Source organism: Pseudoalteromonas sp. MM17-2 (assembly GCF_022347945.1).
GTDB classification, from domain to species: Bacteria; Pseudomonadota; Gammaproteobacteria; order Enterobacterales; family Alteromonadaceae; genus Pseudoalteromonas; species Pseudoalteromonas ruthenica.
Map to the genome: position 1 here is coordinate 75,538 of NZ_JAKRFV010000013.1, position 21,764 is coordinate 97,301.

Here is a 21,764-nt window from a genome sequence, read left to right on the forward strand (position 1 = left end):
TTCGAAAAAGGGAGCCTTAAGCTCCCTTTTTTACCTCTTACAGTTCGCCTTTGCCAGAGCTATCCAGCATTGCTTTGATCACTTCATCATCGCCAACAGTGGCGTAATGTGAGGCTCCTCCAAAGCCATGCTCCTCGCTCGTTATTGTTTGCTCTGAGGCTAAATCATCAAATTGAGCTAATACCTCTTCTGCCTCATCGGGATTATCCAAAATAGACTCAGCGCCTAACAAGCCCGATTCACTGATAGCTTGATCGGCATTGACTGTGATTTCTTTTACTTGGTTAAACTCGGTAAACTGCTCACCATTTAAGCTCAAGCTTACAGCCTCATAATCCAGAGTCTCAACACTGGCATAATGGCTTTGACTATCAGTTTCTTCAACCACCACCTCTTGAGCGGAAGCGCTGACCTCTAAAGGTTGCTCTGCTGAGGAGTTTTCATAAATAGAGCCACTATCAAATACCTGATTATTGGTATCTTTTACTAAATAGTTGCCCGCATCATCAATGGTCACGAAATAATAATCCTCACCACTGAGTAAATCTAAATCAAGTAATGAGAGAGTATATCCCCAGTCCCCACTAGCGTCAGTGGTTGTACTCGGGTAAGTATTTAGAACATCCAAGTCAATACCCAATAGGCCAACACCAATTAAGCTAGAGCCAACAATGTAGATCTCTGTACCTGCAGGTGCTGTGCCTTCCGCTGACGGTAGCACTAAACCCAAAATGCCGGGGTCAAAATCAGTGACTTCAAAGCTAATGGGAGTTGTATCTATGATACCGTTATCCACAGCACTACCGGTATTTCCCGCTTGGTCGGTAACACTTGCGGTCACCGTATATTGACCATCGACCAGTACTGCGCTGGCGCTAATAGACCAATCACCGTTGTTATCTGTGTTAGTGGTCACCGTGTGGATAGTGCCCGCATCATCCACAAATTGCACACTCACCTGAGCATTCGCTTCATTTGTGGAGCCACTGACTTGCGGGGTGTTGTCATTAGTTAGTGCCACGCTGCTTGGATCAATGCTTACTGTCGGTGCAATGGTATCTATGGTGCCAGTGTCGCTTGCACTGCTGCTATTGCCAGCAGCATCAGAAACACTGACGGTTACGGTATAATCTCCTTCAGCCAGGCTGGGGGCAGGCACCGACCAATTACCACTGCCGTCTACCGTCGCACTGAGTGTGTAAGTATCACCGTTGTTATCCAGCACACTAATACTCACTTCCCTGCCTATCTCACTCGATGTCCCGCTCAGCAGCGGTGTGGCATCGTTCCCTAACCCTAATGGATCAAGGGTGACACTCACTCCTTGAGTATCAATACTTCCGGTGTTAGACACTGTGGTGGTATTGCCCGCATCATCCATTATCGTTGCACTCACGGAGAAGGTGCCGTCAGATAACGCTGAAGGCGTCACAGCCCAGGTGCCATCGGCTGCTACAACGGTAGAAATATTCTGGCTATCACCATTGCCGTCAGTGACTGTGACAGAGACAGTGGCACCAATTTCATCACTGGTCCCTGAGATAAGCGGGGTATTGTCATTGCCATTTGCTGGCACGTTCACGCTTAGGCTAGGGGCGGTGGTATCCACCTCACCGGTTGCGCTCACTTCGGTTAGATTGCCAACGTCATCACGTACTGCCGCTGCTACAGTAAAACCACCTTCAGCCAGCGCCGTAGGCACAGCCACAGACCAGTTGCCATTTGAGGTAGACGCTTGCAGGGTTTGCTGGTCACCGAACGCATCGGTCACTATCACCTCTACCACGGTGCCATCAGCCACATCCGTTGTGCCACTGATAACTGGCGTGCTGTCATTAGTTAAGCCAAGGGTATCAATGCTAAGGACAGGCGGTTCATTATCAAAATCGAGTGTACTGATGGTGGTCGAATTACCAGCGGCATCAGAGGCTGACGCAGTCACATAGGCTAATGTCAGAAGCGGCACCGTCAAATTAACTAAAGTCCAATTGCCATCCGCATCGGTGATCGCTGTGTACGTTGCACCAATCCCTCCTCCGACGAGGTGCTCTGTGATGGTGACCTCACTGCCTGCGGGCAAATCCGAAGTACCAGACAAGGAAACGAGATTACCTAACAGAAACGATGGCACTATGGTCAACTCAGGGCCAATGGTATCAATTACAGCACTCTGAGAATCAGTACCCGTATTGCCGGCATCATCAACAATGGTCGCGGCCACGGTATAAGTACCATCGGCTAACGCTGAAGGAGCGGATACCTGCCAATCGCCATTGTCATCAGTGGTAATGATTACGCTTTGACTGTTCCCCTGAGAGTCAGTAAAGATAAGTGTTAATTGGCTGTTCGCCTCGCTTGAGCCCCCAGAAATAAGGGGCGTGTTGTCGTTAGTGAGCTCGAGTGGGTCAATCTCAACACTTGGAGCAAGAGTATCGATAACCCCTGTCTCAGAATCCGTTGAGGTGTTGCCAGCTCCATCGTCAACGCTGGCTGTGATAGTAAACTCTCCTTCTGCCAGCGCTGCACCAACGTTTGCGCTCCATGTACCGTCTGCGCCGACTGCGGCGCTCAAGTTCTGAACATTGCCAAGGGCATCAACCACGACTATTGACACCACAGTTCCAGGCGCAGCGCCCGCTGATATACCAGAAATAACAGGAGTGGCATCGCTTATCACTCCTACGGGATCAATCGTGATCCCTGGACCGGCAGTATCAACAGTACCAGATTCATTGTCGGTGCCCTCGTTTCCTGCGGCATCAGTAATGCTGGCGGTAATATCAAAATCCCCCTCAGCAAGTGCAGTGGGCACCTCAGCTGTCCAACTGCCATCACCGGCTAACAGTGCCGTAAAACTCTGACTATCTCCGCTGGCATCAACTACGGTAATTGATACAACATCTCCCTCGTTGCCTTCAGCACTGCCACTAATTACAGGGGTTTCATCATTCACACTGCCAACGGGCGAAATTGTCACAGAGGGTGCTGTAATATCCACTTCGCCTTGGACTTGATCATTCGCTTGGTTACCGGCATTGTCACTGACTTCGGCGGTGATAGTGTATTGCCCTTCAGCTAATGGCGTGGCGAGCGATGCACTCCAAGTGCCGTCACCTTGCACCGTCGCCTGAACCGTCTGGGTATTACCGCTGGCATCGACCACGGTAATAGCCACCGTTGCTCCAACCTCAGAACTACTGCCAGTAATGATTGGAGTCGTGTCATTGCCTATACCCGGGTTGTCGATGGTCAAATCCGGTGCACTGGCATCAATACTGCCCTGCGCTGACGCTTGGGTGTTATTCCCTGCTTCATCAGTCACTGATGCAAGTACAGTATAATCCCCTTCGGCTAACGGCTGGGAGGCTTCTACCTGCCAGCGACCATCGCTTTGCACCACTGCTGTTAACGTTTGCGTCGTACCATCGCTATCGGTGACCTCGATAACCACGCTTGCGCCCACTTGCGAACTAACACCGGAAATAATAGGCGTGGTATCACTTTGCGCTCCAAGCGGGTCAATACTGAGCGTCGGAGCCGTAACATCTATTTGCCCTTGGGCATTTGCCTGCGCTTCATTTCCTTGAGCATCAGTAACACTCGCTGAAACGGTAAACACCCCCTCAGCAAGCGCCTGCGGGACAGACACTTGCCAACTACCATCTGCCGCCACCACCGCTGTTACGGTTTGTATCTGCCCATTTGCATCGGTGAGAGTCAAATTTACTGCGGCACCTATTGCACTACTGGAACCTGAAATCGTTGGTGTTACATCATTGGTAGGTGATAGCGAGTCGATGCTCAAATCGGGAGCATTGGTATCAATTTTTCCACTTGCCGTTGCTGATGTGCTGTTTCCGGCTTCATCGCTCACACTGGCCTCAACTTGGTATCCCCCTTCAGCAAGCTCTGCCGGCACCTCTACTTGCCAACTCCCGTCGCTTTGCACCACAGCAGTGAATGACTGAGTTGTGCCATTCGCATCAACCACGTCGACCGCTATCGTTGCTCCTATCTCATCACTTGTTCCGGAAATCACTGGGGTGGGATCGTTGGTGACTCCAAGTGGAGTCAGGGTTAGGCTCGGCGCTGTAGTATCCACTTCGCCTTGAGCAGTATCATTGGCATTATTACCAGATGCATCAACAACACTAGCGTATACTTGGTAAATTCCCTCACCTAGCGCCTGCTGAGTTTGTACTTGCCAGCTACCATCTTGCTGAACTGTCGCTTCTAATGTTTGTCGATTGCCCTCAGCATCAGAGACAATCACAATAACGGTGCCCCCAACTTCACTACTGGTGCCAGTAATAATGGGGGTTGTGTCATTGGTAATCGCAGGAGAATCTATCGTTAACTCCGGCGCACTGACATCTATCACTCCTTGCTCGGTATCGCTGGCGCTATTACCTGCCGCATCAGTAACATTAGCCTGTACCTCAAACTCTCCCTCAGCCAGCGCTTGTGGCACCTCCACCTGCCAGCTACCATCTGCCTGGACGACAGCCGTTAAACTTTGCGCAACTCCCGCCGCATCAGTAACCAATATGTTGACGGTAGCGCCGATTTCATCACTGCTGCCACTGATTATTGGGGTGTTATCACTGATGGTTGCTAAAGAGTCAATGACTATACTGGGCGCTTGGCTGTCCAATAAACCAGACTCTGAGTCACTGGCCTCTAAGCCACCCGCCGCTACAGATGCGGTCACTGAGAACTCGCCTTCGGCTAATGGCTGAGCCACATCAATTTGCCACTGACCGGCAACAGCTGTCGTGGTTATACTCTGCTCATTTCCCAAAGCGTCAACGACAGTGATAGTGATCACACTGCCATCAGGGGCATCCGTGCTGCCCGCTAGGCTCGGTGTACTGTCGTTTGTGGTGCCAATCGCAGCGATATCAATAGTTAAACTCTCTAGGTCAGTGTCACCATTAAAGCTGCCCTGTGCCTGCGCCTGGCCAATATTCCCTGCTTCATCAGTGCTGCTAGCAACAACACTGAATTCCCCTTGCACCAATGGTTGCGTCACTTGCACTTGCCAAGTGCCGTCCTCCCCCACAGTAGCGACCAGTGTTTGGGTAGCGCCTGCTGCATCTGTAATGAGCACATTCACTGCTGCTCCAGCATCTAAATCGCTGCTCCCCGAAATAGCTGGCGTCGGGTCATCTTCATCTATAGGTGTAGCGATAACAATAACGGGGGGTGTGGTGTCAAGCTCCCCTGACGTTGTTCCCACCACAGTGTTTCCCTGAGGATCGATGGCCGTAACAGTCACTTCGAACGCACCGTCTGCTACCTCATCAGAGAACACCACTTGCCACTGACCGCCATCATCAATAACCACTGTCTGCTCAATCGAAACACCATTAGCTGTGATCAATGTCACAGTCGCAGTTTGCCCTGCCATATTTGTACTGGTGCCACTGACTTGAATGTCTGGGTTATTAGTTAAACCTATAGGCGTCACCGTAATAACACCGCTCTCATTGCTCGCTGCTTCACCCTCTGGCAACACCCCATCGCCGGTGTTCTCAACCGTTATCGCACCTTGATTCTGAGCGCTAAAATCGTCATTTAAGGTCAATTGCTGATCTGTTAGCGTTTCGCTGATACGTGTGAGCTGTACAAAAGAGGTCCCTCCTCCACCAGCGGCGCCTCCACCCGCACCAGCTGCGGTTGCTTCTAAGGCATCGAGAATGTCACCGTCACCTTGCAGTGCATCCAAAAAAGAGGAAATACTTGGGTCTTCGTTAGTGGCAGAAGGTGAGGTCGGCTGTGCATCAAGGCCGTTGAGTGCCTCGGCAACACTTTGCTGGGCGACCTGATGCTCATCTAGACTCAAACCAAATTCAGCTAGCGTATCTGCCCCGAGCGATACATGCTGATTGGCAGGAATTTCAAAGTCGCTGTGAGTGCCTGAGAGTGTCACTGAGCTTTGTGCTTGGGTCATTATGCGCGTGCCTTGGACGATACTATCGCCAACGCTAACAAGCTTTACCTCACCATTGGGCAAACGTACAAATACTTCCCCTACTACCTCTTTTACAATTAACTGGTCCATGGCGGTTTCCTCACTGAATTTGGCCGACAAATTAAGTGTAGAAACTGACGAGCAAAGTGTTATTGGACAGCAGTCCAATTTTGTCGCCCAAAAACCATACTTTTATACTAAGTCGAACGAATTTTAGAGGTACAAAAAATGATTTTATTGCGCATCGGTGAATTCTCGACTAAATCATACAATTGACATGGCAGTACTGGGTTTATTTAACAAAACTGGGAGGTTAGCATGGATTGTGAACAGGCTAACAAGGAGTTCATAGGTCTTAGACCGCTTCTACTAACCGCTATTGCACTGACTACGGTGTTCGCAAGCTCGTCATCACAAGCACGCTCCACTGAGCCACTTTCTTACGCTGCCAAACAAGCAATTGACACAAATCCGCAGGTAAAACAGCGTTGGCATGAATTTAAAGCGTCAATGCATGGGGTCGATGCCGCATTCTCTGGCTACCTGCCTAAAGTCGACATCAATGCAAGCACCGGTTACGAGACACGTAATTACGGCGTTGATGATGACTACGCGCGAAATACCGCCGAGTTGAGCGTAACTCAAATGCTCTATGACGGCTTTCGCACTAGCAACGAAGTTGAACGATTTGAGCAAATCCAGCTAACCCGTTACTTTGAGCTGCTAGCCCAAGCACAACAAACCAGCTTAGATGCCGCTACCGCTTATCTTGATGTTATTCGCTACAACAAGCTGGTGGAGTTAGCAGAGCAAAACCTTGAACAACACCAAATGGTGTTTCAACAGATAGAGCAAAGCGTCGGCGCTGGCGTAGCCAGAGCAGCCGACTTAGAGCAAATCACCGGACGCTTATCGCTGGCCGAGTCCAACGTTATGACCGAGCTTGCCAACCTGCACGATGTCAATGCCCGCTATCTACGGATTGTCGGCGAGCTGCCCCCTAGCAACCTCAACGAGGCGGGGATCGATGATGAACAAATTCCGTTTTCTATCAACAAAGCGTTAGCGCTAGCATATGAAAACTCTCCGCGCTTTTATGCCACGCTCTATGGTATCAGCGCCGAGCAAGCCTTTGCACAAAGCCAAAAGTCCGGATTTCACCCCAATGTGAACTTATCCGCTCGCTATGGCATGCAAGACAGAGATGAGCTTGGTTTTAACACTACTCGCTCTGAAGGCCGCATTGGCATCGATGTAAGCTACAACCTGTTTAATGGTGGCCTTGATAGTGCCAATCTCGAGCAAGCATACGAACAAGTTAATGTTGCTAAGCAACAGCGCGATTTAGCCTGTTTAGAGATACGCCAAGGCGTGCAGATTGCCTACAATAATGTACGCATTTTAGAGCGTAAGTTACCGGCCTTAGCGCAGCACCAGGCCGCCTCAGAGAAGGTCAAGCTGGCTTATAAAGATCAGTTCGATATCGGCGAGCGTACTTTGCTGGACGTGCTTGATGCTGAAAATGAGGCGTTTCAATCCAGCCGAGCCTATATAAATGCCGAGTATGAGCGAATGAATAATGTATTGGCGATGCTAGCAGAGATGGGCGGGTTACTCGAAGCTTTAAGTATTACCAACGAGAGCTACCCGACTTTAAGTGAGTTAACTGAATCACCGCTTACAGCAGATAGCAAGCACCTTTGCCCCAAAGTCGACGTTGCTAGCCAAATGTCTCGCAAGTCTTTTCTTGCCGAGAAAAATAAGCGCAACAACGCCTATAAAAGTATAAAAATAGACACCACATTACCGGCTGCTGGTCTAAGCAATAGCGCCGCCGTTATAAATGCTGATGACGACAGTGATGGCATTGCCAATGATAAAGACCAGTGTCCGACCACACCATTTGCAACCGAGGTCGACGCCCAAGGCTGCACTAAATATACAGCGGACACGCGCTCGGTGGAAATAGGTATTCCCTTTGCCTTCGATTCTGACGTGGTAATGCCGCAATACTACGCTGAGATTGAACGCCTCGCGACATTCTTAAAGCAACACCCTGATAAAACCGTTGAAATCCACGGCCACGCGTCACTCGATGGCGAGCCACAGTATAACAAACGGCTGTCAGAGCGCCGCGCTTTTGCTGTTACCGAGATTCTTATCAATAACTTCGGTATTTCTGCGCAGCGGGTCACTGCCATGGGCTTTGGTATTGAACAGCCTATCCAAAAAGAAATTTCAGTGCGCGCCAACGCGCTCAATAGGCGAATTGAGGCCAAAATCAACAGCTAATCACCTACTGGAAATGGCGTTTTATGAATATGGATCATGCTCACGGCGGTGCCTTAGCGGATTGCTTAGCAATAATATGCAATTATCATAATCGCCCCTTCTCTGGCGAGGCGCTTATCGCTGGCCTTCCTCTTGTTGACGATAAGCTCACTCCTTCTGTGTTGTCACGCGCCGCCAAACGGGCAGGCTTTAAGTCGAAGCTCGTACATCGAGACCTTGATGCGGTTAATACCGCTTTACTGCCCGCTATTGTGTTAATGGCAAACAATCAAGCCTGTGTGCTGCTAAGCTTCGATAAGCATAACGAGCAAGTATCTGTGATTTACCCAGAACTTGCAGATACGCCAGTACAACAAAATACTGGGGAGTTTGAAAAAGCCTATAGCGGCGCGGTTATCTACCTTCAGCCTGAATTTGCCTACGATGCCCGCGCACCTCTGACTAATAAAAATAGCCGCGCCGGGTGGTTTTGGCCGATCATCAAAGAATGTCGCTCGCTGTATCGCGATGTGATTATTGCCGCACTATTCATAGGCTTGTTTTCAGTGACCATGCCGCTGTTTGTGATGAACGTATACGACCGCGTTGTCCCAAACCAAGCCGTACATACCTTATGGGTCTTAGGTATTGGCGCTATGTTGGCGCTCAGCGCCGACTTGGTGTTGCGTTTGATGCGCAGTTACTTTCTTGAATTAGCCGCGAGCCGTATCGATGTGAAAGTCTCAGCCACCATTATGGAGCGGGTACTCGGCATGCAACTGAAGAATAAGCCCCAATCTTCAGGTTCATTTGCCGCAAACCTTCACGCTTTTGAGTCTATCCGTGGGTTCTTTAGCTCTATGACTTTAGTGGCGTTAGTCGACTTACCCTTTGTATTAATTTACGTATTAATTATCGCACTGATTGGCTTAGAGTTAATTGTGCCGCTGATCATTGGCGCTATAGTCATTTTGCTGTACGCCCTTGCCAGTCACAATCGGCTTGAGCAGCTAAGTGACAACACCATGAAAGTCAGTGCCATGCGCAATGCTGTGCTGGTTGAAAGCTTAAACAATCTCGATGATATCAAAGCCTTTCATGGAGAATGTAAAGTGCAATCAGCGTGGGAGCGAGCGACACTGTACTTGGCGCGTATAAATGCCCAAAGCCGTTTGCTCAGTGCTTCAATTACTAATCTGTCTACTTGGATGCAACAAGGGGTCGGCATTGGCCTTATCATTGTTGGCGTGTACTTGGTGATTGACGGCGAATTAACGCAAGGCGGATTAATTGCCGCGTATCTGTTGTCTTCTCGCGCCATGGCCCCAATCTCGCAAACAGCCGCTGTGATGGCACAATATCACCACGCGGCTACGGCTATGGATTCACTTAATGAAATAATGGACAAGCCAGTGGAGCGACCAGAGGGCAAACACTGGGTATCTCACCCTGTCCTTAACGGCCACTTTAAGTTAGATCAAGTTAACTTTAGTTATGATGAAAACGCAGTGCCTATTATACGCAACGTGTCACTGCAGATTAAAGTCGGTGAGCATGTGGCCTTGGTCGGTAAAAATGGCTCTGGCAAAAGCACCATTGAGAAGCTTCTTATGGGGTTATATAGCCCTAATGCAGGCCATATATTAGTTGATGACATTGATATCGGCCAACTCGACCCGGCTGAGCTACGCCACAATATAGGATACGTTCCCCAAGACGTGAGCTTAATGTACGGTACGTTGAGAGACAACATAACGCTTGGTGCGTGGCATGCCGAAGATGAACAAATAATAGCAGCTGCAGAGAAAGCTGGTCTGATGGAGCTTATCAACGCCCATCCTGACGGCCTTGACTTGCAAGTTGGCGAACAAGGAAAGTTACTCTCTGGCGGACAACGCCAAGCCGTTGCTCTGGCTCGGGCCCTCATCAATGACCCTCCGGTGTTGCTATTGGACGAGCCCAGTGCAGCCCTAGATCACAGCAGTGAGCAGCGGTTAATTCATACCCTAAAACACTACTGCTCCAGCAAAACGCTAGTGCTTATTACCCATCGTTCAGCCCTGCTGGAACTTGTTGATAGAGTTATAGTCATGGATAAAGGCCAAATCATCGCCGATGGAGATAAAGCGACGATTACCTCTCACTTGACGAAAAAATCGGTGAAACACGCATCATGAAAGAGCAAGAACACCCACCATCCAGTATTGAACAAGCGAGTTTTGAGCGCTTAGGCCGAGGCATTCAACGCAGCGCCAAAAAGGGGGTATTCAATCGTCTGTTTAATGGTTTTTTCGTGCCTCCCAATCAGCAAGACTGGGTGGCTGATGCGCATTGGCAGCAAATGCAGCAGCAACCACTGGCGGCGCGCGGTCTTCTTTATGCTATCGCCGTGGCGATTATACTGCTGCTAGTATGGGCCGCCTATGCACAACTAGATGAAGTGACACGCGGCGAAGGGCGGGTGATCCCCTCACAAAAACTGCAAGTTGTGCAATCTTATGACGGAGGCATGGTCGAGCAAATTCTCGTCAAAGAGGGGCAAATTGTTGAACAGGGGGACCTTCTCGTCAAGGTCGACCCGACTCGGTTTGTCTCCAGCCTGCGTGAAAGCCGCGCCCAATATTTAGGGTTAAGCGCAGAAGTGGCTCGCTTACAAGCGCTCACCGCAGATACTGAGCTGGTATTTAGCGATGAATTAAAGCAACAGGCGCCTAATGCGATTAAGTATGAGCAAGCCCAATATCGCAGTAACAAGCAGGAATTGACCCAGCAAATTCGTATTCACCAACGGCAATTAGAACAGCGACGCCAAGACTATAATGAAACAGCAGCAGCCATTGAGCAGTACCGCGCCAGCTTAGCACTAAGCCAACGAGAACTGAGGGTAACACGACCATTACTGCAATCTGGGGCCGTCTCTGAAGTCGACATAATCCGCTTAGAGCGACAGGCTGTGGACTTACAAGGTGAGATAAAGCGCGCCCAAGCGGCATTAAAGCGAACCCAGGCAGCGATTGAAGAAGCGCAAAGTAAAATTGATGAGGTCGAACTGACCATGGTGAACCGCTGGCGCGACCAACTTTCCGATTCGATGCTGCGCCTCGACGCCTTGCGGGAAACACAAACGGGGCTTGCTGATAAGGTTACACAAACTGATATTCGCTCGCCAGTTCGTGGCACTGTGCAACGCCTATTGGTCAATACCGTGGGCGCGGTGTTACAACCTGGCAGTGACTTGGTGGAGATCATCCCCCTTGATGATCAACTACTTGTGGAGGCCAAAGTTGCGCCACAAGACATTGCCTTTTTACGCCCAGGACAGCCGGCGATGATCAAACTCACAGCCTATGACTTTACTATTTATGGCGGGTTGGAAGCCCAAGTCACTCACATCAGTGCCGATACTGTCACCGATGAGCGCGATAACACTTATTATTTAGTGCAATTAAAAACATCGCGCGGCTCATTGAGCGAGCAACTCACGATTATCCCAGGAATGACAACCCAAGTGGATATTATCACCGGGCAAAAAACGGTATTAGACTATTTGTTAAAACCCATTCTTAAAGCCACTTCTCAGGCGATGACGGAGCGTTAGCCATGGATCTGTTTATAACCGAACAAGGGCTCATATCCAGCCATTGGCAGCGCCTAGGTGAGCCAATAGAAGTGCTTTATACACTGCCCGATCAAATACCCGGTGCGCGTATTGCTTGGGTACTCACTGGCATGCCCGATTGGCAACAGATCATTGGCCAGTTACATGCTCGTCATATCGCAATTATTTTGATGACCCGTAATCCCTGTGTCAGTGAATTACAACAAGGGTTTAGCTTAGGTGCGCGCGGCTATGTTGAACTGTTCGCCACTACGGCTGTACTTAAACAGGCGCGTGACGCGATTGAAAACAATGCTCTGTGGCTTCCTGGCTGCTTGCTAAGCAACCTTATTGGTGCGCTTTCCATCGCCGATAAAGCCTGTTCACCTACTTCTGCGGATTTGAGTAAACTGAGCGAGCGTGAATGTGAGGTCGCCAAGCTCGTGGCTCAAGGACAAACCAACAAGGCTATCGCGGCACGACTCTATATTTCTGAGCGCACCGTTAAACAGCATCTAAGCTCGACATTTGCAAAGCTACAGGTTAAAGACCGACTGCAATTAGCGTTGCATGTCAACGGTGCTGGGGAAGGGCATTAATGCCCCTGCTGAGTTTGAATACGGGCACTGACTCCCAACTCTTTGAGTAATTCAACAGCAATGTCTTGAGCCAATTCCTCCACCACGACCATCATTCCCAAAGGGCGCACCTGCGCACAAATATGCCTCACCAACTGTTGGGTGGCCTCATCATTACTGATGTTGTGCACCAAGGTGTTATCAAGCTTTATAATATCTAACCCCAACTGTTCTAAGCCATCAACTTGGTTCAGTGCTTGACCTGCATCCGTTAAACCTAATTGGCAACCCACTAATTTTGCCTCTCGGCAGAACTCTTTCACTTGTTCAGCCATGTTGATTAAACATGACTCAGAAAACTCCAAGGTTAGGCGCGATGCTAGCAGCCGCTCACTCGATATCAATGCAAGAATACTGGTATAAGCGATTTCATCTTCTAGAGTCGCTTCACTGAGTTTGATAGCAAGAGGCTGAGCGTAATGCAGCCATAACTTCTCATTGAAAAATGTTTTCACCGTTTTCCAGTCCAGCTGCGCATCCAATTGTTGCTCACTGAGCAGACGTTGATAGTAGCGTCGCGAATGGACCTTGTTACCCACTTTCAAATATAAACCGACTTCACTTTGCACGCAGCTATCGTCAAAATTCAGTACGTCTGTGAGCTTTAATTCAAACTGCTCTTTTTCAAGCGCTTGCGTTAAGGATTGCCCAGTCACCGCCGCTACTTGGTGATGCTTGGTTGCAGCATCGGCGTACATATCTACGCCGGAAGCAGTGGCCATAGCCAACAACCGCTGACCGTGCTGCAAAGCCTCTTCACCGCTTTGCTTTTGTTCAATATAGGTAATGCTGTGCCTCAGCTCTATCAGCCCATTATAGGTATCGCTAAATTCACTGCAGCATTGCGTCAGCATCCGTGAGCTATCCTCTGCGGCCATGACCTCATTGAGTCGAAGAGCAAAGTCACAATGACTGATGCGCCCAAGTTGCCAGTCATGGAGGTTATCTTGCTGAGTTTCTGCATACCTAATCAGTAGCTGCGCCAGCTCTTTCTCCAACCTATAAAACTGTTCCGGGTTTAAGCTCCCCCGCAGTTGCTCATAGTTTGCCAAACGCATTAGTATCAACACGTGCTGATCATGACTAACTTGCTTTAACTCTTGCTCCATACGCGACAGGAAGTACCGACCATTGGCCAGCCCTGTTGTTGTATCGTGCTGGGCTAGGTATTGTGCGCGGGCAATACGCTCGTTCCCTTCGCGCAGAATGCCACCAAAGCGCTCAGCCAGATGATTCATCGCCTCTGTCACCTCAGCTAATTCGGCCGTATTGGGAACTGCAAGTTGCTTAAATTGCTTTTTCGAGAACCCTTGGGCTTGAGCGACCACTCGCTCTAAAGGCTTCAGTACCCAACGTAAAATGAGTGAAGCGGCAATACAGCTCAATAACGCAACAATGGCAAAACCACTGGCTAGATTGAGCACATTGTCCCATAAAGCTTCTAGTGCATATCTTTGCTGACTCTGAATATACAAGGTGCCGTATTGTTGCCAACCATTGCTTATTTGTGCAACGCCGGCGTCGACCTCAAAAGCAAACATCTGTGCAAACCAACTAGGTACTGAGGCATGTTCGTGCTGTGTAAGCGAACGCTCAACCACAACTTCACCCTGTGTATCGACTAATTTAATCTGCTGATAGTGGCCGGTATCAAAGGCTGCTGAGACGAAAAGCTCAACGGTCACTGGGTCTTTATTCATCTGACTGAGTGCAAGCGCTAAGGTTGTGGCATTATCGGCGTTTTTCAAATAAAGCTCTTCGGTGAAGCTAGATTTAACATTGTATCCGCTAATGAGTACACTGCTGATCAACCCACTCAAAGCAATAACCACAATCACCAGCCACAGTTGTACCACCAGAGATATACGGTGCGCCCCATTGGACGCCGTAGATGCTTGCTTTATCACCACCTAACTCCTTGCTGTTCCATTTTCTTTAAAACCGAATGCCAGCGAGATAATCTCGCCCGAGGGTCGGCCACACTGTGGGTTGACGTTGCAGTCCACAGACCTTCACTGTTAAAGCTGAAAACCGGATATAAATCAGTGCGCTTCTCTGCTGGCAAAATAGCACTTGTCAGCGAGTCGAGAATGATGGGTTGGCTACTGGGTGTCGGGTAATAACCCAACACCATATGCGCTTGAAACTCTTGGCTGCGAGGGCCACCTATTTGCGCTTTAACATAGATAAGCCTTAGCTTATTATCAGCGATGCCTAGCATCCTCAATGACGCGTATTTCGCTATGGCGTAGTCTTCACAATCGCCCAGTCCCTGCCCTAAGGTTTCTAATGGCGTTGCCCAATAATCTTGTTGTTTGTAGAGAAGTTGGTCGGTGCGGTAGCGCACTTGCGTGGCAAAAAACTGATTGACCTGTTGCACTTTGCGGGTTTCGGGCTGCGCACTCAAGCTAGCTAGTAATTGCTGCCAGCGCTGCGCCACCAGTAAACGTTGAGTACCGTATTGATTGCGCATAAGCGTTTGAAACAAGTCGCTGTCCATAGTTGCGCCAGCGTGAATGGCACTCATGAGCAAGGTCATGGCGAACACTAAACCTAGCCCCAGCCACCGTATTTTATTTATAATTTTCGCACTGCTCACTACGTCCTAAAAGCCTACATAGTTTCTGCGCACCGCTTAGGACGCAATGGGTTTGATTTATTAAAGCATAGCAGTGATTTTCAGTTCTGCAGCACCCGATGTTAGCCGTAAATGCAGTATAAAGAGGCGCTTAGAATAAGTTTGATATTAGGAATTAAAGCAAAAATGCAGGTGTATAAAGGCAAGGAAAGATAAAACCCAAGCGCACAGGCGTACACTTGGGGCAGTGTTGTATATCAGCAAGCACCTCAGTAGTAAGTGACCTTTTTTACCTTGCGAGGTTTACTCTGAGTAATGTAAAGATCGTGTACTAGCTTCATATCCAGTTCTAATTCAGTCGCATAACTGTCGCCAACAACATAACTGCGTTTAACTCGAGCCCCTCGGATCACCCCTTGAACCCGTGCTTGCAGTACATCATCTCCAGCAATGGCATTGGCAACGGTGGTTTGCCCTTGCATTTGCTGACCATAAACCTGCTCCGCCAACTCCCGGTAAGCTTCTATCTTCGAAGCTTTCATCGCCATCAGCGATTTTTGCTGGGCGCTTTCACCGGGCTGCGGTGCAATAGGCGCGTAGCCAATCGCACGTAAAATCGGATAATTGTCAGGCTGCTCTATGGCGTATTCAACGTGCTTATCAAACACGCTGCTGCAACCGAGCATGCTCCATGTGCTGATCAGCAGTATCATCATTCGTAGCATGTTTTGCTCCACACTGATTGTCTCTAAACCTATGCTCAGTAGTATGCACGATAAATGCCACTATTACAGGGGAGTTGGTATGTTCTTTGCTATCTTTGTTGCAAGAACATTTTTAGGTGGGATAACTATGCGATATTTGGCATGTGTGTGCGCACTGATGATTGCACTAATAAGCCCGAGTGTCAGCGCCCAATGGTTGCAAACCACAGGGGTTGCGACTTTAGAGGATGGAGATACTGAAACAGCACGCGCCAACGCGGTCAGTGACGCTATAAAACAGGCGTTATTATATTCAGGGCTGGAGCTATCCAGTGTGCAGACCTTGACTAACGGCGTGCTCACTCAAGATCACCTTTCTTTGCAAGCACATGGTCAAGTACAACAAATGCAGCTGCTCGAAGAGCAACAAAGTGATGGCATGATCAGTGTCACCATGCAAATTGAAGTGTTAGATAACCCACAGCAATGCCCTGAACAAGACTTTGTTAGCCACTTTGCTCTCACACGCACGGCATTGGATAATCCACAGCAAGCTCGTTATGGTCAAATATTTGACGTGGCCCCAGCTTTTACTAAGCAGCTCTACGCAATTATGAGCCAAACGCAGCTAGCAATGCTGCCTATTCCTTATTTTAAAGAAGCGGTGGATGTTAGCCCCTTCTTTACACAGCAATTTCAGTATGATGAAAATGTACTGGAATATATTCGTGACAAAAGTAACAGTCAGTACGTGTTACTTTCGCAAATCACCGATATTTCCACCGGCAAGCAATTAAATAATGATTATGCATTTTGGCAGGACGAAAGCTATAACCGCTATTTTAATGTAGAGTTTGCGTTATTCGATGCCTTGAGCTTTGAAAAAATATGGCAAAAAGCCTATCAAACTCAAGGGCCTTGGCAATTTGAAAAAACCGCTCGTATCGATGTAAACAGTGGCACTTTTTGGCAAAGCCAATACGGACGAGCCATTACTGCGCTCAGTGAGAAAGTGATGTTTGACCTTAACAATGAGCTGCGCTGCCTACCGACCCGTGGATTAATTCAGCATATTGATGGTGACCAAGTAGTTGTCAACTTAGGTAAAGCCAACGGCTTAGTGATGGGTCAGCAACTCACTTTGGCGCATAGCAGCAACCTCACCACCTATGCAGGCAAACGTTTGCCACGCCAGGTAACTACCTTACATCGTGTAGAAGTGAATCAGCTTTACCAACACAGTGCCATTGCCACTAATATTGGTAAACGGCCACTGGCGAATATTCAACTGAATGATTTAGTGTTGCTGAGCCAATAGCTTTGGTTCAGCACTTCCTGCGTACCATTTAAACTCAAGATACGTTCATCGTTCGATTTTAACAATCAAAGTCATCAATTCTTACTGATATACAAATCAACTCGCTTTTGTCACACTGTACTCAACACATCGAAAGGAGATTATCAGTATGACAACATTAAACAACAGCGAAGGCCAACGAATTCCTCAGGTGACATTTGCAGTGCGTAAAGGCGAGCAATGGCAACAACTTACCTCAGACGATATCTTTTCAGGTAAGACGGTCGTGGTTTTCTCGTTGCCCGGTGCGTTTACACCAACCTGCTCGTCAACACACTTGCCCCGCTACAACGAGCTTGCAGGTGTACTAAAACAAAATGGCGTAGATGACATTGTCTGCGTCTCGGTAAACGATACATTTGTTATGAATGCGTGGGCTGAGCACCAAGAAGCCGACAATATTACCTTACTCCCTGACGGTAACGGCGAGTTCACTGACGGCATGGGCATGCTGGTCGACAAGAACGACCTAGGTTTTGGTAAACGTAGCTGGCGCTACTCCATGCTCGTAAAAGACGGCGTGGTCGAGAAGATGTTTATCGAGCCGCAAAAACCAGGCGACCCTTTTGAGGTGTCGGATGCAGATACTATGCTTGATTATATTAACCCCAAACAAAGTAAGCCACAGCCGGTAAGCATTATTACTAAGCCGGGGTGCCCGTTTTGTACCAAAGCGAAAGCAATGCTTACGCAGCACGGTCTTGCTTTTGAGGAAATTGTGTTGGGTAGTCAAGCGTCGCTTACCAGCTTAAAAGCAATATCCGGTAGAGATACGGTACCGCAAGTATTTATTGGTGGGCAACATATAGGTGGCTCTGATGAGCTTTCCCTTTACTTCACCAACAACTAATTCATTTTAAGGGCCTGCGGGCCCTTTTTTATAAGGACACTGCTATGAATAAAGTGAGCACCGATGTTTTAGTCATTGGCGCAGGCTCAGCCGGCCTAAGTGCTTATCGCAGCGCGAAAGAACATACCAATAAGGTACTCTTGATCGAGGCAGGCCATTACGGAACAACTTGTGCGCGAGTTGGCTGCATGCCCAGCAAACTCTTGATCGCCGCTGCAGAAGCAGCCCACAGTGTGCACACAGCGAACCGTTTCGGTATTAATACCCAAGCCCCTATTATTGATGGTCAGGCAGTGATGCATCGCGTGCGCAACGAACGTGATCGCTTTGTTGGCTTTGTAATTGATGCAGTCGAAGATATCGACCCGCAAGACCGTCTGATTGGCCACGCACAATTTATTAATGATCATCAAGTTCAAGTCGCTGATCATACGTTAATTGAAGCCAAGCGTGTCGTTATCGCCACCGGCTCCCGACCTAGTTACCCAGAAGCGTTTAACAACTTTGGCGAGCGCTTAATTGTCAACGATGAGGTTTTTGACTGGCAAGACTTACCCGAGTCTGTGGCTGTTTTTGGCCCTGGCGTTATTGGTTTAGAGCTCGGCCAAGCATTGCATCGTTTAGGGGTACGCGTAAAGTTATTCGGCGTTGGCGGAGCAATTGGCCCGCTAAGCGATCCAGTCTTAAAAGATTATGCCGCCACCACCTTCGCTGAAGAGTTTTTCGTAGACGCCGATGCTCAAGTGACAAATATGCGACAAGTCGGCGATAAAGCTCTATTCACTTATACCGACGATCATGGACAACAACACAACGAACAGTTCGACTACGTGCTTGCCGCCACGGGCCGCAAACCCAACGTCGATAAGCTAGCATTGACAAATACATCACTAGAGCTTGATGAGCGAGGAGTCCCCATTGCCGATGAATACACTATGCAATGCGGGGACAGCAACATATTTATTGCCGGAGATGCCAGTAATATGGTGCCGCTGCTACATGAAGCTACGGATCAAGGCACTATCGCAGGGCACAATGCAGGACGCTACCCTGATGTGCGTAATGGCTTACGTCGAGCGCCAATTGCGGCTGTATTTAGCGACCCACAAATTGCGATGGTTGGCGAGTCATATCAGCAAGTAAGTAAACGCTTTGGTGATTGTGGCTGCTATGAAATCGGCGAAGTAAGCTTTGAAAACCAAGGACGCAGCCGCGTTATGTTAAAAAATAAAGGGATGTTAAGAGTTTACGCAGAGCAAGGCAGCGGCCTATTTTTGGGCGCCGAAATGATAGGCCCTGCAGCCGAGCATATCGCTCACTTGCTTGCCTGGGCGGTGCAAAACAAAATGACTGTACCACAAATGTTAGAGATGCCGTTTTACCACCCGGTCATAGAGGAAGGCGTGCGCACGGCCCTACGAAACGTTAACGCCAAGCTAAAGTTTGGTCCTGATATTATTAGACACTGCATAGAGTGCGGCCCTGGCGCCTAGTAATACCTGTTTCGGCCTCTGAGTCCACGACCCAGAGGCGTGGGTACCTAAGCACGCACCGCAAGACCGTTATCGTGTTTATCTGCTAAGTACTGTCTTTAACACGAATAAAGGTGCTTTTATGGGGATAGGTCGATGTGGATAAACTGGCAGCCCCTGCAGGAATCGAACCTGCAACTACCCCTTAGGAGGGGGTTGTTATATCCATTTAACTAAGAGGCCACTGGCCTCTATTATCAAATAACTTCACCTTAAATAGCAATAGCTTAAAGCACAAACGCTGAGCTATTAACCATGCGGCAATAGGTTGTCTAAGACGAAGTAAGGAATAAACTGGCGGGCGCTGGCTTTAATGACTTGATCCTGACTACTGATCACTCGAGCATTAATCACCACACCATTGGGGCGGTACACCAGTGTACCGGTGAGAACATGGTCTACACCCACCGACTCAGCCAACTCGCTGGCATGACGAGAAAGGGCAAAGTCACCGGATGGTTGAACAGAAATAGCGCGTTTAAGCTTGTGCTCGACCGTTGCAAAACCAAATTGTTGCAGGTCTGTCATCAGCCCTTCGGCTAACTGGTTACCAAGGGCGCCAGCGTTATCAAGGCGATGATCAAAGTCAACGAAACTGGTCACTGCAATATGGCTGACATGTTGTGTTGCCATGGTATCACTGAGTTTCAATGCCAATTGTTGAGTGTAATCCCCTAGGTGTTTGTGGTGAGCATTGTTAAACCCTCTATCAACACTGATATACAGAGGGTTTATCTCGACCTTGCTTGGCTCACTTTGAGCCCATGCAGCCATGGCCATGGTTGTTACCATGGCGCCAATAAGAAAACGCTTTATCATTGTTTTTACCCACTTAAGCCATATAGTCGGTTATCGGCGCTAGGGCTAAAAACTTTATAACTAATTCGCTTGGCTGAGCTCCACACCATTATAACTGGCGTTACTCAGTAACGCGTTTACTACATCGTTGGGGATCAAACCTTGAGAGCTGGCAATGACCATTTTCGAATTGACGCTAACAATCCGCGCATTCACTAAGACTCCGCCTTGGTGTTTCACCAGCGTGCCCGCTAACACTAAGCGCATTGGGTGATCTTGCTGCAACTCTAAAAAGTCACGGCTATAAGCGAAGTCACCTTCAGGGGTTACACGAATGTAATCAGTGGTCTTGTAATCCACTACAGGCACCCCAAATTCATGCAACTCATGCATAAAGCTCTCTGCCAATTGGTTGCCCAATAATGTGCCCTGCTGGTAGTCGGTATCTAAGTAGACGAAGCTTGATACTGCCATAACCTGATTTTGTGCGCTGGCGTCAATGTTACTCATCATATCTTGCATCAATCCGCGCACATAATGGTTGATGTTTTTCACAGAATGTTTCGCGTAACTTTGGCGGCTGGAATGCACTTTAAGAGGATTGTTAAGGCCTTGATACTGGGCTGTATTACCAGCCACGGCTTGCTCTGGCGCGCCAATCACTTTAACCTGTTGATGGGCACTTTCATATTCATCAATGGCTTGGCGCTTCACTTCATCTTCATGCGCAGTCCATTGATTCATACTGGCACAACCAGCTACAGCTAAGGTCAGCGATAAAAGCCCTGAAATTGCGGGAGTGTTCATAGTCTTTCCTCGTTAATAAGCGCGGCGCTCAATATGGCCATTTTGCATATGTACTTTATCGGCACTAGTTAACACATTATTAGGTAAATAGTCCGTCGCCGCCGCGACCACCTCATTATTACTGATGTTAATCATCCGCACATTGACCACATAAGCATCTTGCTGTGGGGTCATAGTCCCGGTAACAAAAAAGTCGATACCGTGACGGGCTGCTAACTGCCCTACCTCGCGGCTCAACATAACATCTCCGCCGTCACGCAAAGCAATGCTATTACGGGTTCGGTATTCAACCACGGAGAAACCCATTTGATTGTAGAGGGTGATAAAACTCTCTTGAAGTTGTAGAGCTATCTGGTGTTGCTGAGGTGTCATTTGCTTGAGCGTTAATGACTGGGGCGGCAAAAAGGTGCCGACTGCGACTTTGGCACCCGGAGCAATGCTTTGCAACGCCGCTGTCATATTATTGGCAAGACGGACACTGTATTGGTGAATAGTATTTTCTTGTACAGGTCGGTATTCACCGACGCGGGGCACAATTTCTATGCGTTGTGAAGGCGCACAAGCCATCACCAGCGCCGCTAGCAAAATCGTGATTAAGAGTCGCATGACACCCTCATCGAAACACATTTATGAATATTACTTAATGTGCCTGCAATA

General features: G+C 48.6%; 14 protein-coding genes and 1 tRNA gene. 7 read left to right on the top strand and 8 right to left on the bottom strand.

Annotated elements, in window-relative coordinates; genetic code table 11:
• Positions 1-37: 37 nt before the first annotated feature.
• The gene (locus MHM93_RS11915; RefSeq protein ID WP_239449263.1) at positions 38-6,064 is read right to left on the bottom strand and encodes a retention module-containing protein; all 6,027 of its coding nucleotides are present in this window, start codon (positions 6,062-6,064) and stop codon (positions 38-40) included.
• 228 nt (positions 6,065-6,292) lie between these two features.
• Here MHM93_RS11915 and MHM93_RS11920 point away from each other — a divergent pair, with 228 nt between their 5' ends.
• Genes MHM93_RS11920 through MHM93_RS11935 form a run of 4 tightly spaced genes read left to right on the top strand, consistent with a single transcriptional unit; the run spans position 6,293 to position 12,442 of the window.
• Positions 6,293-8,266 (top strand): TolC family outer membrane protein, encoded by a 1,974-nt coding sequence (locus MHM93_RS11920; protein WP_239449264.1) that lies wholly within the window; start codon positions 6,293-6,295, stop codon positions 8,264-8,266.
• Positions 8,267-8,289: 23 nt separating this feature from the next.
• Positions 8,290-10,422 (top strand): type I secretion system permease/ATPase, encoded by a 2,133-nt coding sequence (locus tag MHM93_RS11925; RefSeq protein ID WP_239449265.1) that lies wholly within the window; start codon positions 8,290-8,292, stop codon positions 10,420-10,422.
• Positions 10,419-11,843 carry an HlyD family type I secretion periplasmic adaptor subunit gene (locus tag MHM93_RS11930; RefSeq protein WP_239449266.1) on the top strand — a complete coding sequence of 475 codons (1,425 nt, stop codon included), beginning with the start codon at positions 10,419-10,421 and terminating at the stop codon, positions 11,841-11,843. The genes MHM93_RS11925 and MHM93_RS11930 overlap by 4 nt, the downstream gene beginning before the upstream one ends.
• A 2-nt stretch (positions 11,844-11,845) precedes the next feature.
• Positions 11,846-12,442, top strand: a complete 597-nt coding sequence (locus tag MHM93_RS11935) for a response regulator transcription factor (protein ID WP_239449267.1) — start codon at positions 11,846-11,848, stop codon at positions 12,440-12,442.
• On the opposite strand, the gene MHM93_RS11940 is transcribed toward MHM93_RS11935, so the two are convergent.
• The 3 genes from MHM93_RS11940 to MHM93_RS11950 all read right to left on the bottom strand — a co-directional run bounded on the left by MHM93_RS11940 (position 12,439) and on the right by MHM93_RS11950 (position 15,784).
• The gene (locus MHM93_RS11940) at positions 12,439-14,388 is read right to left on the bottom strand and encodes a LapD/MoxY N-terminal periplasmic domain-containing protein (RefSeq protein ID WP_239449268.1); all 1,950 of its coding nucleotides are present in this window, start codon (positions 14,386-14,388) and stop codon (positions 12,439-12,441) included. The genes MHM93_RS11935 and MHM93_RS11940 overlap by 4 nt on opposite strands.
• Positions 14,385-15,020, bottom strand: a complete 636-nt coding sequence (locus tag MHM93_RS11945) for a transglutaminase-like cysteine peptidase (RefSeq protein ID WP_239449269.1) — start codon at positions 15,018-15,020, stop codon at positions 14,385-14,387. Before MHM93_RS11945 ends, MHM93_RS11940 begins: the two co-directional genes overlap by 4 nt.
• Positions 15,021-15,328: 308 nt before the next feature.
• Positions 15,329-15,784, bottom strand: coding sequence for an LPP20 family lipoprotein (locus MHM93_RS11950; RefSeq protein WP_026110991.1), 456 nt, complete (start codon positions 15,782-15,784; stop codon positions 15,329-15,331).
• Positions 15,785-15,911: 127 nt separating this feature from the next.
• Between MHM93_RS11950 and MHM93_RS11955 the strand changes: the two genes are divergently transcribed.
• From MHM93_RS11955 to MHM93_RS11965, 3 genes are all read left to right on the top strand, one after another.
• The gene (locus MHM93_RS11955) at positions 15,912-17,081 is read left to right on the top strand and encodes a flagellar assembly protein T N-terminal domain-containing protein (protein WP_239449270.1); all 1,170 of its coding nucleotides are present in this window, start codon (positions 15,912-15,914) and stop codon (positions 17,079-17,081) included.
• Positions 17,082-17,229: 148 nt separating this feature from the next.
• Positions 17,230-17,970: a glutathione peroxidase gene (locus MHM93_RS11960; protein ID WP_239449271.1), complete on the top strand. Its 741-nt coding sequence runs from the start codon at positions 17,230-17,232 to the stop codon at positions 17,968-17,970.
• A 44-nt stretch (positions 17,971-18,014) separates the two neighbouring features.
• Positions 18,015-19,463, top strand: coding sequence for a dihydrolipoyl dehydrogenase (locus MHM93_RS11965; RefSeq protein ID WP_239449272.1), 1,449 nt, complete (start codon positions 18,015-18,017; stop codon positions 19,461-19,463).
• Positions 19,464-19,610: 147 nt separating this feature from the next.
• On the opposite strand, the gene MHM93_RS11970 is transcribed toward MHM93_RS11965, so the two are convergent.
• The 4 genes from MHM93_RS11970 to MHM93_RS11985 form a co-directional block, all read right to left on the bottom strand.
• Positions 19,611-19,685: transfer RNA gene (locus tag MHM93_RS11970), tRNA-Arg, on the bottom strand.
• Positions 19,686-19,751: 66 nt separating this feature from the next.
• On the bottom strand, positions 19,752-20,321 hold the full coding sequence (locus MHM93_RS11975; protein ID WP_239449273.1) for a FlgO family outer membrane protein: 570 nt from the start codon (positions 20,319-20,321) through the stop codon (positions 19,752-19,754).
• Between the two features lie 60 nt (positions 20,322-20,381).
• Positions 20,382-21,107: a FlgO family outer membrane protein gene (locus MHM93_RS11980; RefSeq protein WP_239449274.1), complete on the bottom strand. Its 726-nt coding sequence runs from the start codon at positions 21,105-21,107 to the stop codon at positions 20,382-20,384.
• Positions 21,108-21,119: 12 nt separating this feature from the next.
• A complete protein-coding gene (locus tag MHM93_RS11985; protein ID WP_152441084.1) occupies positions 21,120-21,713 on the bottom strand; it encodes a FlgO family outer membrane protein in 594 nt (197 codons plus the stop codon).
• Positions 21,714-21,764 lie beyond the last annotated feature (51 nt).

What these genes read in the sequence shown, in the direction of transcription:
- MHM93_RS11950 (WP_026110991.1), bottom strand. Translation starts at nt 15,784, where the DNA reads ATGCTACGAATGATGATACTGCTGATCAGCACATGGAGCATGCTCGGT.
- MHM93_RS11980 (WP_239449274.1), bottom strand. Translation starts at nt 21,107, where the DNA reads ATGAACACTCCCGCAATTTCAGGGCTTTTATCGCTGACCTTAGCTGTA.
- MHM93_RS11945 (WP_239449269.1), bottom strand. Translation starts at nt 15,020, where the DNA reads ATGACCTTGCTCATGAGTGCCATTCACGCTGGCGCAACTATGGACAGC.
- MHM93_RS11985 (WP_152441084.1), bottom strand. Translation starts at nt 21,713, where the DNA reads ATGCGACTCTTAATCACGATTTTGCTAGCGGCGCTGGTGATGGCTTGT.
- MHM93_RS11965 (WP_239449272.1), top strand. Translation starts at nt 18,015, where the DNA reads ATGAATAAAGTGAGCACCGATGTTTTAGTCATTGGCGCAGGCTCAGCC.
- MHM93_RS11975 (WP_239449273.1), bottom strand. Translation starts at nt 20,321, where the DNA reads ATGATAAAGCGTTTTCTTATTGGCGCCATGGTAACAACCATGGCCATG.
- MHM93_RS11920 (WP_239449264.1), top strand. Translation starts at nt 6,293, where the DNA reads ATGGATTGTGAACAGGCTAACAAGGAGTTCATAGGTCTTAGACCGCTT.
- MHM93_RS11935 (WP_239449267.1), top strand. Translation starts at nt 11,846, where the DNA reads ATGGATCTGTTTATAACCGAACAAGGGCTCATATCCAGCCATTGGCAG.
- MHM93_RS11930 (WP_239449266.1), top strand. Translation starts at nt 10,419, where the DNA reads ATGAAAGAGCAAGAACACCCACCATCCAGTATTGAACAAGCGAGTTTT.
- MHM93_RS11915 (WP_239449263.1), bottom strand. Translation starts at nt 6,064, where the DNA reads ATGGACCAGTTAATTGTAAAAGAGGTAGTAGGGGAAGTATTTGTACGT.
- MHM93_RS11925 (WP_239449265.1), top strand. Translation starts at nt 8,290, where the DNA reads ATGAATATGGATCATGCTCACGGCGGTGCCTTAGCGGATTGCTTAGCA.
- MHM93_RS11960 (WP_239449271.1), top strand. Translation starts at nt 17,230, where the DNA reads ATGACAACATTAAACAACAGCGAAGGCCAACGAATTCCTCAGGTGACA.
- MHM93_RS11955 (WP_239449270.1), top strand. Translation starts at nt 15,912, where the DNA reads ATGCGATATTTGGCATGTGTGTGCGCACTGATGATTGCACTAATAAGC.